Source organism: Polaribacter sp. 2305UL8-11, assembly GCF_058147165.1.
The window spans coordinates 1-237 of the sequence record NZ_JBYVJW010000111.1 but is presented as its reverse complement, the minus strand read 5'-3'; the positions used below and the strand labels follow the sequence as shown (position 1 = coordinate 237).

Genomic DNA, 237 nt, shown 5'->3' with positions numbered 1-237 from the left:
TTCCGTGAAAATTCCATTCAGAGGGTTGCCCAAATTCGCCACCTTGAAATAATAATTTTGTTCCTTGATGCGTGTACGTTAAATTGTACAGTAGTTTAAGATTCCCAAATTTTTGCCATTCATCACCTGGCATTTTATTTACTATTGATTTTTTACCATAAACTACTTCATCATGAGAAAGAGGTAACATAAAATTTTCTGTAAATGCGTAATTTAGACTGAATGTTAAATCATTTT

The 237-nt window shown here is 31.2% G+C and carries 1 pseudogene; it reads right to left on the bottom strand.

Features of this window, described 5'->3' with window-relative positions:
- Positions 1-237, bottom strand: a pseudogene (locus tag ACY2RW_RS16380) (1,4-alpha-glucan branching enzyme); the annotation flags it as partial.